At 73.0% G+C, this 1198-nt stretch carries 1 protein-coding gene; it reads right to left on the bottom strand.

Annotated elements, in window-relative coordinates:
- Window positions 1–237: 237 nt before the first annotated feature.
- On the bottom strand, window positions 238–1198 hold a 961-nt coding region (locus tag IE249_RS37860), incomplete at its 5' end, for an aldehyde dehydrogenase family protein (RefSeq protein ID WP_229858839.1).

Below are 1198 nucleotides of genomic sequence, written 5' to 3'. Positions count from 1 at the left end.
GGGGGACTTGAACCCCCACGCCCGATAAAGGGCACTAGCACCTCAAGCTAGCGCGTCTGCCATTCCGCCACCCGGACCAGGTGTCTGCCGCCTGGCGGGGTGTTCCCCGGGGCGACATGGACAACCATACCAAGGTTTCGCGGTGCCTTTCACCTGCGTTTTCCGTGGGCTGAGGGGGTGGCCGGGGAGGCGTTCGCGCGGGTCTGCACGCCTCGCGTACGCCTCCTCGACCGAGCGTCACGCCATGAGGTGGTAGTCGGGGAAGTTGCCCGGCAGACGCTCGCCGGCCGGGCCCTGGGTGACGGCGCGGACCAGCAGCTCGCCGCCGACGAAGGCGCCGCGCCAGGAGGCGCCGAAGCCGCCGAAGAGCTCGTCGCGGTCGCCGCGGGAGCGGGGGCGGCCGTGGCCGGTCTTGAAGGCGCGGATGTGGGGGGCCAGGCGGTCGAAGGTCGCGCGGTCGTCGGTGGACAGGGTGGCGACCAGGGCGCCGTTGGAGGCGTTCATGGCGGCGAGCAGTTCGGCCTCCGTGTCGACCAGGACGATCGTGTCGACCGGGCCGAAGGGCTCGGCGTGGTGCAGCGGGGAGGACGGGGGCGGGTTGAGGAGGGTGACCGGCTGGACGTAGGCGGAGGTGTCCTGGCCGGGCAGGAAGCGGGCGTCGGCCGCGCTGCCGCGGTGCAGCGGGATCGCGCCCCGGTCGACGGCCTCCGTCACCTGGTCGCGCAGCTCCTTGGCCTTGGCCGCGTTGATCAGCGGGCCGAAGTCCAGTTCGGGGTGCGGGGCGTCCGGCCGCTCCACGGCGAGCGGGTGGCCCACCCGCAGGCCGCGCACCGCCGGCAGGTAAGCCCCGAGGAACCGGTCGAACAGGTCGCGCTGGACGACGAAGCGCGGGTAGGCCGTGCAGCGCTGTTTGCCGTAGTCGAAGAGTTTGGGGATGACGGCGGTGAGGGCGTCCCAGTCGCTGTAGTTCCAGACGCCCCAGGTGTTCAGGCCCTCCTGTTCGAGGATGTGGCGCTTGCCGAGGTCGGCGACCGCCGTGGCCACCGCGGCGCCGGTGTCACGCCCGCCGACGAAGGAGACGCAGCCGATCGCGGGCGACCGCACCAGCGCCGAGGAGAGTTCGCCGCCGCTGCCGCTGACGAGAGTGACGGGGACGCCCTCCCGGGCGGCCAGCGCGCAGGCCAGGGTCAGGCAGGCC

This window comes from Streptomyces anandii JCM 4720, from assembly GCF_014650655.1.
GTDB classification, from domain to species: Bacteria; Actinomycetota; Actinomycetes; order Streptomycetales; family Streptomycetaceae; genus Streptomyces; species Streptomyces anandii.
The sequence above is the reverse complement of the archived record's forward strand: the minus strand, read 5'-3'. Positions and strand labels throughout refer to the sequence as shown.